Origin of the sequence: Prochlorococcus sp. MIT 0916 (genome assembly GCF_047305155.1) — a bacterium.
Taxonomy (GTDB): domain Bacteria; phylum Cyanobacteriota; class Cyanobacteriia; order PCC-6307; family Cyanobiaceae; genus Prochlorococcus_B.
In genome coordinates, this window is the sequence record NZ_CP138980.1 from 838,552 (window position 1) to 853,313 (window position 14,762).

General features: G+C 34.7%; 15 protein-coding genes and 1 tRNA gene. 10 read left to right on the forward strand and 6 right to left on the reverse strand.

Going from position 1 to position 14,762, the window contains the following annotated elements; all coding sequences use genetic code 11:
• Positions 1-120: 120 nt before the first annotated feature.
• A complete protein-coding gene (locus tag SIB53_RS04280) occupies positions 121-633 on the reverse strand; it encodes a hypothetical protein (RefSeq protein ID WP_413678961.1) in 513 nt (170 codons plus the stop codon).
• A gap of 46 nt (positions 634-679) precedes the next feature.
• On the opposite strand from SIB53_RS04280, the gene SIB53_RS04285 reads away from it, so the two are divergent.
• Together SIB53_RS04285 and SIB53_RS04290 are read left to right on the forward strand one after the other, a co-directional pair.
• Positions 680-1,744: a glycosyltransferase family 4 protein gene (locus tag SIB53_RS04285; RefSeq protein WP_413678962.1), complete on the forward strand. Its 1,065-nt coding sequence runs from the start codon at positions 680-682 to the stop codon at positions 1,742-1,744.
• Between the two features lie 549 nt (positions 1,745-2,293).
• Positions 2,294-2,611: a DUF3303 domain-containing protein gene (locus SIB53_RS04290; protein WP_413678963.1), complete on the forward strand. Its 318-nt coding sequence runs from the start codon at positions 2,294-2,296 to the stop codon at positions 2,609-2,611.
• Between the two features lie 68 nt (positions 2,612-2,679).
• On the opposite strand, the gene SIB53_RS04295 is transcribed toward SIB53_RS04290, so the two are convergent.
• Entirely contained in the window at positions 2,680-2,856 is a 177-nt protein-coding gene (locus tag SIB53_RS04295) for a hypothetical protein (RefSeq protein ID WP_413678964.1), read from the reverse strand.
• A gap of 500 nt (positions 2,857-3,356) precedes the next feature.
• On the opposite strand from SIB53_RS04295, the gene SIB53_RS04300 reads away from it, so the two are divergent.
• The 3 genes from SIB53_RS04300 to SIB53_RS04310 all read left to right on the forward strand — a co-directional run bounded on the left by SIB53_RS04300 (position 3,357) and on the right by SIB53_RS04310 (position 5,417).
• Complete coding sequence (locus SIB53_RS04300; protein ID WP_413678965.1) at positions 3,357-3,527, forward strand: hypothetical protein; 171 nt, start codon at positions 3,357-3,359, stop codon at positions 3,525-3,527.
• Between the two features lie 6 nt (positions 3,528-3,533).
• Positions 3,534-3,809, forward strand: coding sequence for a hypothetical protein (locus tag SIB53_RS04305; protein WP_413678966.1), 276 nt, complete (start codon positions 3,534-3,536; stop codon positions 3,807-3,809).
• 483 nt (positions 3,810-4,292) lie between these two features.
• A complete protein-coding gene (locus SIB53_RS04310; RefSeq protein WP_413678967.1) occupies positions 4,293-5,417 on the forward strand; it encodes a THUMP domain-containing class I SAM-dependent RNA methyltransferase in 1,125 nt (374 codons plus the stop codon).
• A gap of 1 nt (position 5,418) precedes the next feature.
• On the opposite strand, the gene SIB53_RS04315 is transcribed toward SIB53_RS04310, so the two are convergent.
• Together SIB53_RS04315 and SIB53_RS04320 are read right to left on the reverse strand one after the other, a co-directional pair.
• Positions 5,419-5,805 (reverse strand): phage holin family protein, encoded by a 387-nt coding sequence (locus SIB53_RS04315; RefSeq protein WP_413678968.1) that lies wholly within the window; start codon positions 5,803-5,805, stop codon positions 5,419-5,421.
• Positions 5,805-6,272: a hypothetical protein gene (locus SIB53_RS04320; protein ID WP_413678969.1), complete on the reverse strand. Its 468-nt coding sequence runs from the start codon at positions 6,270-6,272 to the stop codon at positions 5,805-5,807. Before SIB53_RS04320 ends, SIB53_RS04315 begins: the two co-directional genes overlap by 1 nt.
• Before the next feature lie 218 nt (positions 6,273-6,490).
• Here SIB53_RS04320 and SIB53_RS04325 point away from each other — a divergent pair, with 218 nt between their 5' ends.
• The 4 genes from SIB53_RS04325 (at position 6,491) to SIB53_RS04340 (ending at position 11,894) form a co-directional block, all read left to right on the forward strand.
• Positions 6,491-6,628, forward strand: coding sequence for a hypothetical protein (locus SIB53_RS04325; protein WP_413678970.1), 138 nt, complete (start codon positions 6,491-6,493; stop codon positions 6,626-6,628).
• Positions 6,629-6,720: 92 nt separating this feature from the next.
• The gene (locus tag SIB53_RS04330) at positions 6,721-7,110 is read left to right on the forward strand and encodes a hypothetical protein (protein ID WP_413678971.1); all 390 of its coding nucleotides are present in this window, start codon (positions 6,721-6,723) and stop codon (positions 7,108-7,110) included.
• Between the two features lie 130 nt (positions 7,111-7,240).
• The gene (gene smc, locus SIB53_RS04335; RefSeq protein ID WP_413678972.1) at positions 7,241-10,792 is read left to right on the forward strand and encodes a chromosome segregation protein SMC; all 3,552 of its coding nucleotides are present in this window, start codon (positions 7,241-7,243) and stop codon (positions 10,790-10,792) included.
• A gap of 58 nt (positions 10,793-10,850) precedes the next feature.
• Positions 10,851-11,894 carry a PRC-barrel domain-containing protein gene (locus SIB53_RS04340; protein ID WP_413678973.1) on the forward strand — a complete coding sequence of 348 codons (1,044 nt, stop codon included), beginning with the start codon at positions 10,851-10,853 and terminating at the stop codon, positions 11,892-11,894.
• On the opposite strand, the gene SIB53_RS04345 is transcribed toward SIB53_RS04340, so the two are convergent.
• Together SIB53_RS04345 and SIB53_RS04350 are read right to left on the reverse strand one after the other, a co-directional pair.
• Positions 11,895-13,172 carry a glycosyl transferase gene (locus tag SIB53_RS04345; RefSeq protein WP_413678974.1) on the reverse strand — a complete coding sequence of 426 codons (1,278 nt, stop codon included), beginning with the start codon at positions 13,170-13,172 and terminating at the stop codon, positions 11,895-11,897. It lies immediately after the preceding gene.
• Between the two features lie 27 nt (positions 13,173-13,199).
• Positions 13,200-13,281: transfer RNA gene (locus SIB53_RS04350), tRNA-Leu, on the reverse strand.
• A 126-nt stretch (positions 13,282-13,407) separates the two neighbouring features.
• On the opposite strand from SIB53_RS04350, the gene accC reads away from it, so the two are divergent.
• Entirely contained in the window at positions 13,408-14,751 is a 1,344-nt protein-coding gene (gene accC, locus SIB53_RS04355) for an acetyl-CoA carboxylase biotin carboxylase subunit (protein ID WP_413678975.1), read from the forward strand.
• Positions 14,752-14,762 lie beyond the last annotated feature (11 nt).

Here is a 14,762-nt window from a genome sequence, read left to right on the forward strand (position 1 = left end):
GAGTTGTTTAGGCGAATGCTATAAAGTCATTCAGAAAATTATAAAAAAGTATTCTCATAGAAGATTAAATTTATTTTAATTTTCATATTACTCTCGTTTGATGTATACTTATAATGTGGATTAATACTTTCTATTGGCTATCAAATATCCTAAGAAGATTAATATCATCAGTGGCATTATATAAATAATAAGCATAAAACCTGACAAAAAGATAAATAGACTTAAACAGATAAAAAAACCGACTAATATAATATTCATAAATTTTTTAATTCTATTTAGCCAAAATATACCTTTCAATTTTTCTAAATTAATTTCTAATTCTCTACGCCTAAGATACAACTCTTTTAGTTGTTTTTGATAAAAATTAATCGAGTCTTTTAATTTTGTTTTGTATAAATTTTTTCCAATTTGTTCTATAAAAGTGTTCGATTTTGAGAATGTGGAGCGAAATTGTACAATTTGTGCTTGAACCAAGGCTTTGTTATTCTCAGATATTTTTTTATCTATGTCTATGATTTGAATGTTGATTTGCTCTGCAACGGACAAGTTTTGATTTGAATTATATTTCACAATTTCATGACTACTATTTTGTTTGTATTTAAAAAATTTAAAAAAAAAGTTTGCTCTCAACATTTGAATGACTATTATCTAAGATAGATTCTATGAGAATATTATAACCATGACTTTGATAGTTTTTAATGGAAGCTACATAACAAAAAAAAATACAGGTATTGGAGTAGTTTCTAAGGATTTAATGAATTCACTATCCGCAGAAAAAATAACTACACTTATCCCACAGGATATAGGCATAAGAGGTGATATTTATATACCTAATAATTTATCCCCAGGTGAAGGCTTGCAAAGCCATTTTAAACGATTGTATTGGCTTCAAAATGCTGTTCCAAAATTAATGAATAAACTAAACGCTGAATATTTTTTATCACCATTATTAGAAGCGCCATTATTTACTAATATTAAATCTATTGTTTTAGCTCATGACTTAATACCAATTAGATATCCTTCAGTTTCATTTTTAACTTTATATCATTTGATTTATATCCCTTTAATTTTAAAACAATCAAAGATAATTCTTTGTAATTCTATCTCTACCGCGAATGATTTGAATAGATTTTATAAGGTGCCTATGCATAAGTTATTTCCAATTAAGCTCGGATTTAATAATAAAAAGTATTTTCCAATGAAAAAAAATAGAAAGAAATTCTTTCTTATTATCGGTAGACATAATCCACATAAAAATTTGGTAAGAGTTATCAAAGCATTTGCATATGCAAAAATCAATGATTATAAGCTTATTTTTGTTGGTCCTTTTGATAAAAGGTATACACCAAGTCTGATAAAACTAATTGATGAATTAAATCTTAGACATTTATGTGTTTGGAAAGGTTGGATTGATGACGATGAAAAATTATTATTATTAAATGAATGTCATGCACTTATTATAGCGAGTCTTTGGGAAGGATTTGGCCTTCCAGCTCTTGAGGCAATGGCTTGTGGGACTCCGATTATTGCTTCTGAAAGAGGTGCTCTTCCCGAGGTTATTGGTGATTATGGTTATTTTATTAACCCATTTAATTTTAAATCCATAGCTTCTTCGATGCATTTAGTTATAAATGATAAAAACTGCTTTGATAAAGCTCTTCAAGAAGGCCCATTACGAGCTAAGTCTTTTAATTGGTTTGATACTGCTAGAAAAATAGAAAAAATTATTCAAGAAATCGATTAAACTCTCTTTTTTAAGATATATTTTAATAATGAAAATGAGTCCATATAAAATATATTAACTTATTGAATATATCAAGTTATTATAACCTTTATTTTGATTATTATTCAGATTCAAAAAATTATTAAGTCATTAATTGGAATTACTTTTTCTAATATAGTTTCACTCTTAATTTTAACTGCTATTATAGTTTTCTCAGCCTATTTTAAATATGTCTAGACAAAAATCTAAAAAAAAAATCACTTCCAATACAATTCAAGCAAATGAGGAGACAAAGACAACACCTAGGACTGCAAAAATTGTTCTTTTTGTATTTGGTGTAGGACCTTTAATTCTTATGTGTTTATTTTTATTCTCAAATGGTTTTTTCAACTCTCCTTGATAATTTATAAATCTTTAGATGTCCAAGCATAATTATTTGCTGGGCTAGAAATCAGTTCATAATCCTTCTTGTTCTTTTGTCTTCTTTTTATAACATCATTTGTTTATTGATCGATATATCAACAATTTATTTTGTGTTTTTAGCTAAAATTTGTTTTTATTGTACAACTAATGCAACTCTATTTGGTTGATTGCCAGTTTACTGATACTGATAATCAAATGGCTGCTTATAAGCAGTTTGTAGAATTTTGGGAAAATGGAGAGATGTCTAAGCAAGACAAATTTGATGGATTTGAAATGCTTTTTCGAGTTCATGCTCCTGGAGAGGGTCGTGTTGTGATTCTATGTAATGCAAATGGTGATAAGGAACTTTTTCAACATTTTGCTCCATGGAGAGTTCAGTTTGGTATAGATATGGAAATCACTCCGGTTATAAGCTGTCAAAATGTTGTTGACTATCACAAGGAGTTATTTAAAACAATGTCTTAAAATATTCAACAAATCTAATAGTAATTTAATACTTGATTATACTTTATACAAACTTTAAAGTTCTGTCTTTATCTGTCTGAGAGAGCATTTCCACTTGACCAGATATTTTTGAAGCCCGCTTTATCTTTTAGTAATAGAATAGGAAGACTCACTAGTACTCCTAATGCGATTAAAGCAAAAGAGTCGGTTGTAAATCGAGCAATTCCCCATTCAGGTGAGGCTAAAGCAAAAATTGATAAATGCATTGAATTAATCATTTTGATAAATATTATCAGACTATTAAATATAAATTTAATTACTTATTAAAAATTATTGTACTGAACAAATATATAAGAAAATTGTAAATATGACTTTATTTAATTGCTTTTTTTAGTATTGAGGTTTATAGAAGTTTTGAAAAAACCTGACTTTCTGGTTCTTCCTAAAAAATGAAAAAGTGATGTCTTTCAGCGTCCATGGATATATTGTGTAATACTTCATCAGCTGGTTATACAAGCAATGATTATCCAAAACTTTTAAAAATTAAAAGAATATAGAGATAAATAGCCTTGAAAAATATAATTATAATATTGTATTCATTATGTAATTTAAGTTTCATTAAACTAGATTATCAAATCTAAATTTATATCGTTATTTCGGGAAGAAAATAATATATTGGAGCGTTATTTTCATCTCTTGATATTGGAAAAATTTCATTAGATTTTATCTTATTTAAGATTTCTTGGTTGAGCCTCTCTTCTATCTCATGAAAATTATCACTTCAACTCAAATTGAAAGTGCCGCTAGAAGATGGAAAAAATATGGCTGGTATGACTATGAAATGAATAGGGCGAAAAAAGGTACGAAAATCTTAAAGTGGGCTCCCAAGGCAGCAATTTTCACCTTGGCTGCATTCGGCATTCCCATTGGAGAGTAACGTTCAATGAGCAGTTGGATTAATGAAACTTTTTACTCAGGTAAGCCTGATCTGAAGTGGATAGATTTTTACATTAAGGGTGATGGAACTTTTGTGGCAGGGCACTTTAGAACTGAAGCTAATGAAACTATTGCGGATAATTTAAATACAGATGTAGATAAAGATGGAATTCCTGGTTTCTTTGATGCGGATGCAGATGACGATGGAATTTATGAATCAATTGACTTAGATGGTGATGGCATGGCTGATGGTCTTGAGGGCTTATTTGATCTTTTAGGGTAGTTTTATAGAAATCTTTTCGCTTTTCGGGATTTTTGAGACGATTGAGAATTGCTTTTGAAGAGAATTAGTGGATTTTCCCGTAACTCTATTTTGACGATTTTTTGAGATCTTGAGACTCATTGCGCGGCAATTAAAAAGGACGCCTTCCAGCGTCCATGGATCAATTGGGTAATAAGGCTGACCTCACCCCATCTCCTAAAAGATCAAGCAGCAACAGGGGCTGTTTGACGGGAGAAACTAACGATGTTGTTAGCAGTTATGGTTTTGCTCTGACCGAGCAGGCTTCAGTCACTCGCCTGATACCCCGTCGAAGCCATTGCAGCCCCATTTATGGAGCTGAGCGGAATCGAACCGCTGTCCGAGATACTGGTGTGAATCACCTAGTCCATTAGAAAACAGACATATACATTCTGACAGATCTTTGGGAATTAATCGATTAGTGTTGAAAGAACATTTTGATAGTTTTTTAATAACTTAAAGATAATGAAACTTGTTGCATCCATCTCACAAGGTCTGGAACAAGAGGGAGCAAAAGAGTTGATAGAACTTGGAGCTAAATCAGTTAAAGCTTCAAGAAGACATATATTATTCGAGGCTGATATGGGTTGTATATATAGAGTACATTTACGAGCAAGATTGTCTTTTAGATTTTTAAGAGAGATTGCCAGATTTCCTTGCTATGGACCCTATGAATTGTACAGCGGCGTTCAAAGATCTATTGACTGGGAATATTGGCTACAGCCAAAAAAAAGTTTTCGAGTAGATGTTACTGGATTTGGTGCAGGATTATCACATACCCATTTCACTGCTTTGCAAGTCAAAAATGCAATTATTGATTTACAGAGAGAGCTATGGGGCGTTCGTTCAAATATCGACTTGAGCAATCCAGATATTTGTTTTCATTTGCACTTAGCTAATAATCAAGCGGTTTTTAGTGTTGATGGTAGTAACTCAAGTCTGCATAAAAGAGGATACAGGCCAGCTATTGGAATAGCTCCAATTAAGGAGACATTAGCTGCAGGTTTAATGCGAATAACTGAATGGGATGGAACTAGTCATTTGGTAGATCCATTGTGCGGCTCTGGCACATTGTTGATTGAAGCAGTTAGCTCTTTGCTTGGCCATGTATCTGGAATAGATAGAAAATTTTTGTTTCAAAATTGGCCGGACTTTGATATTTCAATTTGGGAAAAAGAATTAAAAATGGCAAAGAAGATGAAACTTTTAAATAAGAATTTACCAAAAATAATTGGCTGTGAAGTTGATGCAATGATTGCTAACTCAGCTCGTGAGAACATTATAAAAGCGGGCTTAGAAAATTATATAGAAATAATCAATTGTCCTTTTCAAAAGTTTCGATTACCTCCTGGATTAGGACTTTTAATTTGTAATCCTCCGTATGGGAAAAGAATAGGAGATGAAAATGAACTACCTAATCTGTATAAAGCATTAGGAGAATATTGCAAAAAACAAGCCTCTGGCTGGGATCTGTGGTTACTTAATGGAAATCCAAAATTAAGTAAGCATTTAGGTATGAAAGCAAGTCGACGTTTTCAAGTCAATAATGGTTCAATCGATTGCCGATGGTTGAATTATAAAATTAGATAATTTAATTTTTGCCTAAAACAGCTTTTGTAGTTTTTGCAATTCCCTCCAATGTTTCTGGAAGGTAAGGACCTTTTGCCAAATATCCTCCAATTCTGAGGCTCACCCCTGCTAATGCAAGATTTATAAAAACTAAAATTGAAATTGTTGATTTGTTATCTATTTCAAAGAAGTCTCTAAGCCAATATCCAAGAATTAACTCGGAGCCAAGTAAGGCAAATAACATCAATATCCCACCAGTTGCTATGAAAATCAAACCACTTATCAAGCGTCGTTTTTCTTTGTCCATTTCTTGCAGCGCAATACGGACATGAAGATCCATCACTGAACTTGCTAGTGCAGTAACCCTTGCTGCAGCCCCTATTCTTTTTTTGCGTTCTGAATTGGTCATTAATTTCTTCTGCCTCCACCAAGAAGTATGCCAACTAAAACTCCAATTCCAGTAGCAATGCTTATGGCTAATAGGGGCCTTTTTCTTACTGGCTGCTCAATTCGTGGTCTGATAGTACTATTTAATTCATCTAGAAGGTTCTCAAGCTGCTTTTCGAGAGGCTCCAGCGACTCTGCTAGCCCTCGAGTTGTGTCAGATGCAGAATGAAAAATTTCTTCTAGTTGTTCTTGTACTCCAAAAGTGTTTTTTCCTGAATGTACGGATATAACATTGATTAAATCGTCGAGACTTCCTTTAGTCGCTTCTAATGTTTGTTTTGCTAAATCTGGCCATCGCTCTTGAATTTTTGGTAATAAATTATCAAATTGCTCATTGAACCATTGCTCTGGAGACTTTTCAGCAATAGCTTCTTCTTCAGCTTCGACTGAACTTGATGATGAAGAGGGTGGGGAATTCACTGATTCCATAAACCTAAAGGTTTATTAAAGAATAGAGATATATTGCCTGAACCGAAACCCCTTAATAGATTTCAATTTTAAAAGTTGCCTAACAAGAATTCTTTTTTTCGAAGTTTTTAATGTTTGAAGTCCAAAATTTCCAAAGGATATTTCGTCGTCTTTGCTTACAAATATTGCTATTCGAATACTTATAGTGCTAAACGTCATTGGTATCTCCTTATAAACCCATGGGCGTCGGAATTTCATCAATGTTTTTTGCTTCTAATACAATCCCTACTGATTTTGGTCTAGTTTTAGCCGCAATAGCAGGCGCTGGAAGCCTTCTTTTAATTGCTTTAAGATTTGTACCTGAGGCTAAAAGCTAAAAAGCGAATCGTTCAGAAATTCTTCTTTAGGAGATTTATCTCCTGAAAGATTTTTATGGAAATTTCCTTTTTAGTTTTTTAGTATCCTTTAATTGAGTACTCTTGGTAAAAAAAAAATTTATAGGTGGGTTTTGTTAAAGCACATTGGATCACCAGATGACCTTAATGGAATACATTTTGATTTGCTTTTAGAAGATAAAGAATTTTGTAGGACTTGGCGCTTGAGTGATATACCGTTATTGGATGGACCTTATGTTGGTTCCATGTATAAAGCACCTCATAATCATTATTGGCTTGATATAGATGAGAAGGTTGTTTCAGGTAATAGAGGAGTTGCAACAAGAATCAAGCAAGGTACTTTTTTGCAATCTGTTCCATCAGTCGAGAGTAGTTCTATAAGTTTATCGATGCTATGGGACGAGCTTGAAGTGGATTTGGTAATAGATGAAAATGGTTGCAGAATTTTCAGTAAAAAAAAGTAATTATTTCTGCTGAGCTAGGAGGGCTTGAGTTTCTCTGATATTTCGCTAACGTCATTCATATTGTGGATGCATTCTGTTGGTCCATATCAATCACGTAGATTTGTCTCATTTCAAGTCCTTCGGTGGGTCGATGTCGATTCCATTGGACGAGGGATTTACGGTGGTAACAGGTCCAAATGGTTCAGGTAAAAGTAATATTCTTGATGGGGTTTTGTTTTGCTTAGGCCTTGCAAATAGTAGAGGTATGAGAGCAGATCGATTGCCTGACTTAGTTAATAGTGGTGTATTAAAGGCTGGCAAATCTTCTGAAACTAAAGTAACGGTAAAATTTGATCTTACTGATTGGGTGCCTGATGAAGCTGAAGATGGAATAGACCCTACTGAGGAGGGTCCTTGGATCAAGCCTGGTCAAAAAGAATGGACAGTCTCAAGAAGATTAAAAGTGATGCCCGGGGGATCATATGCTTCCAGTTACTGCGCAGATGGCGAGACTTGTAATTTGCAGCAATTACAAACCCAATTAAGGCGTTTAAGAATTGATCCTGAAGGTAGCAATGTTGTTATGCAGGGGGATGTTACTCGAATTGTTTCGATGAGTAATAAAGAACGTAGAGGTTTAATAGATGAACTGGCTGGTGTTGCCTTATTTGATACTCGTATTGATCAAACCCGTTCGAAGTTGGATGATGTTTATGAAAGACAAGAACGTTGTCGGATTGTTCAACAAGAATTGATTCTTGGGAAACAGCGCTTGCAAAAAGATTGTGAGAAAGCAACTTTATATAAAGATCTAAAAAATAAATTATTGATTGGTAGAGAGCAAGAATTAGTTTTATCGTATGAAGATGCAAAATTGGGTTTAGAAAAATTAGATATAAATCATCAAGAATTAATAAAAAAAGAAAAAATAGATTCAGAAAGTTTAATTAATAATGAAAATGACTTGAAAAAATCTATAGAAAAATTAGAAATCTTACAGAAAAATGTTAAGGAACTGGGAGAGGATCAATTACTTGCAGTTCAAGCTAAACTAGCAGGAATTGAATCTCAGCATAGAGAACTAGAGAGACAGGGAATTAATCATAAAAATGAGGGTGAAAAATTACAGGAATATAGGAAGAATCTTCTACAGAGAAAGAGAGATTATCAAACTGAATTACAAGATAGATTTAATGATATTGACTCTAAAGAACTAGAAGAGGCTGACGTAAAGTGTAAAGAAGCTCAGGCTTGGGTTGAATCTGCGAGGAGGAAACTTTCTGATGTGGCTGGTCGTTCAGGCGCATGGATGCAGAAACATCAGAAAGCAATAAGTGATATAAATGAAATTCGATTTAAATTAGATCCTAAAAGACTTGAAAAGCAAAGTCTTGAAGAGGACTTATTACAGTTGAATGTTATTTTAAAAGAATTAGAGAGTGATCAAGAAGCTGATCAGGCTGCTAATGAAAAAGTACATATAGAAATTAATAATTTGAGCAAAGAATGGGATAATATTTTAGATGCAATATCAAGTAAAAAAGAAGAATTTCAAGAATTAGTTTCTGAAAAAGGTATACAAGAGCGTACTAAATATAGATTAGAGAAAGAACAGGTAAAGCTTCAAAATGAAATAGCTCGTTTAGAAAGTAGAAAAGAAATGATTTATGAAAGTCGAGGAACTAACGCATTAACTTTATTATTAGAATCTGGATTAGATGGAATCCATGGCCCTGTTGCTAATTTAGGCGAGGTTGAAGATCGTTATAGAATTGCTCTTGAAGTTGCAGCTGGTGCGAGGCTGGGACAAGTTGTTGTTGATAACGATCGAATTGCCGCACAATCAATTGATCTTTTAAAACGCAAAAGAGCTGGAAGATTGACTTTTTTACCTCTTAATAAAATTTTAAAAAATGTTCAAAATAAATCTGATGTATTGCAGAGACCCGTTTCTACTAATTCAAGTGTAAATAGTGGATTAATTGCAAAGGCAATTGACTTGATTCAATTTGATTCAATATATAAATATGTTTTTTTGCATGTATTTGGGGAGACAGTTGTCTTTAGAAATTTGTCATCAGCTCGTGATCAAATTGGTATTAAAAGAGCAGTTACTTTGGACGGTGAATTATTGGAGAAGAGTGGAGCCATGACTGGTGGAAGTTTAAGTAATAGATCATTGGGATTGAGCTTTGGAAGAGTAAAAGATAATGATGATTGTGATCTTTTGAAGGATAGATTATTAGAGGTTGCTGAGACTTTAGTCAATTCTCAAACAAAAGAAAAAGAACTTCTAAATCATTTAGATAAACTTAGAACACAGTTAAATACATTAGAACAAAAAAAAGCAGCGCTTGATGCTGAAAGATTAACTTCTAAAAGGTCAAATTCACCTTTATTAGAACGCCAAAGTGTTCGTGCAAAAAGAATTGAAGATCTTCAAAAGTCTAAAAAGGAAAAAGTTTTGCAATTAGAATCTATTAATCTGAATATTAAACCGTTAGAGGTTGATTTATTGGCAATTGAAAAGGAAGAAAAAACAATAGATAAATCAAGTGACTCATTTGTTTGGACTCAATTACAAGATGAACTAGAAAATGCTGATAAAAATCTTCTTGTCCTTAGGAAAAATAGAGATGAGATTTCTAACAAGCAATCACAAAATAAACTTGCTATTGATCGATTAAATGATAAAGAAAATGCTTTAATATGCGAAGAAAATCGTTTAAAGGATTCTATAGAATCTCTTGCGGCTGCTCATATCGCTTGGCGGGAGCAAAGTAAGCTACTTAATAGCAATCGGCAAGATTTGCTAGATGCACAAAAAGATTTAGAAACTCGCTTTGGGGAACAACGACGAGAAAGAGATTTCGTTGAAGCTGATGTATCTAAAAAACGTTTACATCTTCAAGAACTTGAGTGGAGTCTCCAACGTTTAAAAGATGATCAAAACAATATGAAGGAAGAAATGCGAATGGAAAGTATTCGTTGTAATGAATTAGAGAAGAAGCTTCCTCATCCTATGCCTTTGATCTCAGATGAAATAAGAAATAATGGTCTGGAGACTTTACTTTCTAACTTGGAGGGTTTGCAAAAAAGAATGGAAGCATTGGAACCTGTAAATATGCTTGCATTGGAGGAATTGGCCAAATTAGATGAGAGGCTTAATGAACTTGAAAATAGACTGCAAGTTCTTACTGATGAAAGATCGGAGCTGTTGCTTCGAATTGAGAATGTTTCAACTTTGCGTCAGGAGGCCTTTATGGAGGCTTTTCAGGCAGTTGATGTACATTTTCGCGAAATTTTTGCGAGTCTCTCTGAAGGAGATGGACATTTGCAATTAGACAACCCTGATCAACCTTTGGAAGGTGGTTTGACTTTGGTTGCTCATCCAAAAGGTAAAACTGTAAGACGGCTTGCAGCGATGTCAGGTGGAGAAAAATCTTTAACTGCCTTAAGTTTTCTTTTTGCTTTACAACGTTTTAGACCTTCTCCTTTTTATGCTCTTGATGAAGTTGATAGTTTTCTGGATGGAGTAAATGTTGAAAGGTTAGCTGCTTTAATTGCTCAACAAGCTAAGCATGCTCAATTTCTTGTAGTCAGTCATAGACGACCTATGATTGGAGCCTCAATGAGGACTATTGGAGTTACGCAAGCAAGAGGAAATCATACTCAAGTTGTTGGCTTGCCAATCGCAGCTTGATTGAATTTACTAATATGGTCCAATATGGTTTTACCGTTCTCATATTTTTATATCTGAGTTGACCAACACTCAAGCCCCACAAGAATCAGCATCTCCTGTCCCTAGTGATAGATTATGGCTTCGTTCTGAGTTGATGGGAACTCAGGTTATAACTCGTGATACTGGACGCAGGTTAGGTCTTGTAGGTGAGGTCGTTGTTGATATTGATCGCCGAGAAGTTGTCGCATTGGGGCTACGAGATAATCCCCTAACACGTTTTTTACCTGGTTTACCTCGATGGCTTCCTCTTGATCAGATTCGCCAAGTAGGTGATGTGATTTTGGTAGATACAATAGATTCCCTGAGTGAAAACTTTGTACCTGAAAGATTTAATAAGGTTATCAATTGCCAGGTAATTACTGAATCAGGAGATCAGTTGGGCAGAGTACTTGGATTTTCTTTTGATATTGAAACTGGAGAACTACTCACTCTAGTTATGGGAGCATTAGGCGTTCCATTATTAGGCGAAGGGGTTTTAAGTACTTGGGAGATGCCTGTGGATGAAATTGTTAGTAGTGGTCCTGATCGAATAATTGTTTATGAGGGAGCTGAAGAGAAATTAAAACAATTGAATAGCGGTTTTCTTGAAAAGCTTGGTGTAGGTAATTCGGGATGGGAAGACAGCGAAAGAGAAAGGTATAGAGTTAATCTCGTCCCAGTTGAAAATCAATTAACTTCTGGAGAAAGTGCAAATGATGATCAAAGACTTTTAGAACAATCTCAGGAGGAAATATTTGAAGAAGAAGAGATGGAATATGTAGAATTACAAGATTCAGAAGAAGAACAATATAATCAAGAATTAAGATATCTAGATGAACCTAATCAGTCTTCTATTTATTCAGAAATTGATGAAGATGAAGTTAATTATACTGAATCAAAATTAAATACTAGATCTGATAATTTTAAACCAAAAATAAACCCTCGAAATATAAAAAATAGGTCAAAAATAACACGAGAAGAACAACCTATGGATGTCGAGCCTTTAGAAAAATCACCAATCAAAAAGCCTGAAGAATCTCTATCCAATGATAAAGAAATTTTAGATATTGAAGATCCATGGTGATTAACTTATGAGTTCTTTTTCTTTTAGAAGATTAATAATTTCTTTGCAAAAATTTTTTGCTGCTCCAGTGACACCTCTAAGTGCTTGAAGATCTTTTTTTTGACCAGAAAGCCTTGAAGGGGAATTTAGCCAATCAATAGTTTCTTCGGCGATTTGTGCGGTGGTTATGTGCCCTATTCTTTCTGGTACTATCATTCTTTTTGCAGATATATTTGGCCAAGCCATAAATCCTCTTTTTCTCAATTTAACGAAGCTAATTAATAAACCCAGGAAATATTTTAAAATTGGTAATCTAGCTATTAAACCTACGAGCCCATCCCATGCTTCCATAACTAAAAGGTGTTGTGTAGGGACGACAACGATCATCGGAATCTTTAGTGATCCCAGCTCAGCAGTATTTGCTCCTACTGTAGTAAGTGCTATATCACATTGGCTGAGATCACTGTAAGCTGGATGCTTTTCTTGCAATAAAATCACGGTTGAATGATTGGTTATTAATTTTGCTCTTCTTTCTTTATTATTTGCTTTAGTAATTGATTTGATCCCAGTTTTATATTGTTTTGAAATTGGATTTTTTATGCTTCCAAAGTATTTGATTTCATCTATATTTGTTGTGGGAGCAATAGGTATTAGAAACTTACAATCTGGCATTGATTTTGATATTTTGTCAGCCACATCAAGAAAAAAAGGTATACCAATTTTTAGCTTGGCGCTTTTTGAACCTGGCATGAGCGCAACCCACTTTCCAGAAGGCAGTGGATTATCAATTTTTGCAGTTTCTGTTAAGTCAGCTGTCAGGTCTCCTATTACTGAGCAACGATTTTGCATTCTCCTTGGTAGTTTTTTAACAATACTTTCCGACATCGCGACAATACGATTATTCCAAAAAGGCCATCTTGCGACCCATTCTGCGTATGTCATGTGTAAATATCCCAATCTTGCTGACAGCAGAACGCTCCAAAATTGATCTCCTCCTAAAAAAATCACTAACCCTTTAGATGGCCATGTACCAAATTTTTTAGGTTTTAGAAGCATCTCCCAGAAATTTTTTGCTTTTACTATGTTTTCAAATTGTGACTCCTTTTGGGCGAAGAGATTTTCATTGCCAGTAGCGTTTGGGCAAGGGACTAAAACAAGATTTAAGGATCTTAAAGATGAATTGGATTTAGGTCTTAGTTCAATTTGTTTATGCAGCTCTTTAGCAAGTGGCTGAACCCAAGTAGCCAGTTCGCCTGGTCCATTTGAGACAAAGATAATTGCTAAAGGATCATTACTCATTTATCGATGAGCTTTAGTTTTGAAAAATGCGGATGGCGAGACTTGAACTCGCAAGGCCGAAGCCACATGTTCCTTAGACATGCGCGTATACCAATTCCGCCACATCCGCAAGATAACTTAGTTAAACACTAAGTAACCATGATCATAATGCTAAACCTATTAAGCTTCTACTTAATGCGTTTTTGTCTTGGGCACTAATACTGATACTATCCGCCTGAGGCCTTAATAAATTTGAATGCCCATAGGCAAATTACTGATAGCTAATCGTGGCGAAATAGCTTTAAGAATTCTCCGTAGCTGTCGTGAGATGGGGATTGCAACTGTTGCTGTGTACAGCACTGTTGATAAAAATGCGCTACACGTTCAATTAGCTGATGAGGCTGTTTGTGTTGGTGATTCCCCTAGTAGTAAAAGTTATCTAAATATTCCAAATATATTAGCTGCAGCAACATCACGAGGTGTTGATGCTATTCATCCAGGGTATGGCTTTTTAGCTGAGAATGATCGCTTTGCAGAGATTTGCCGAGACCACGGGCTGATTTTTGTAGGTCCATCTCCTCATGCAATACGTTCAATGGGAGACAAGTCAACAGCTAAATCGACTATGCAGAAGGTTGGAGTACCAACCGTTCCTGGAAGTGAGGGTTTGCTAGAGAGCGTTTCAGATGCATCTCATCTCGCCTCTGAGATGGGATATCCAGTGATGATTAAAGCAACAGCAGGAGGTGGCGGAAGAGGCATGCGTTTAGTTGCCCATGCGGATGAATTAGATAATCTTTTTAAAGCTGCACAGGGGGAAGCAGAAGCTGCATTTGGAAATCCAGGGCTATATATGGAGAAATTTATCGATCGCCCAAGGCATGTAGAGGTTCAGATTCTTGCTGATCGTTTTGGAAATGTTGTGCATCTTGGAGAGAGAGATTGCTCGATTCAAAGACGTCATCAGAAATTATTAGAGGAATCACCAAGTCCAGCTTTAGATGATCACCTGAGGTTAGAGATGGGAGAAGCAGCGGTTGCCGCTGCAAAAAGTATTAATTATGAAGGTGCAGGGACAGTGGAATTCCTTCTTGATCGTCAAGGAAACTTCTATTTTATGGAAATGAATACTCGAATACAAGTTGAGCATCCAGTAACGGAATTAGTTACTGGTATGGATCTAATATCAGAACAATTACTTATTGCAGGAGGAGAAAAATTACAATTTAGTCAATCAGAGATCAAGCTTGAAGGACATGCAATTGAATGCAGAATCAATGCTGAAGATCCCAGTCATAATTTTCGACCCTCTCCAGGTAAAATCACAGGTTGGCTTCCTCCCGGTGGCCCAGGTGTAAGGGTTGATAGCCATGTATATACCGGTTATGATATCCCTCCGTTTTATGATTCTCTAATAGGAAAATTAATTGTTTGGGGAAGAGATAGAGAAGCTGCACTTAAACGCATGGAAAGGGCTTTAAACGAATGTGCAGTCACAGGAATTACTACTACTATTGATTTTCATTTGAAACTTCTTAAGAGAAAAGAATTTACAAATGGAGATGTCCATACAAAGTTTGTTGAACAAGAAATGTTCTGAATAGCTCTAAA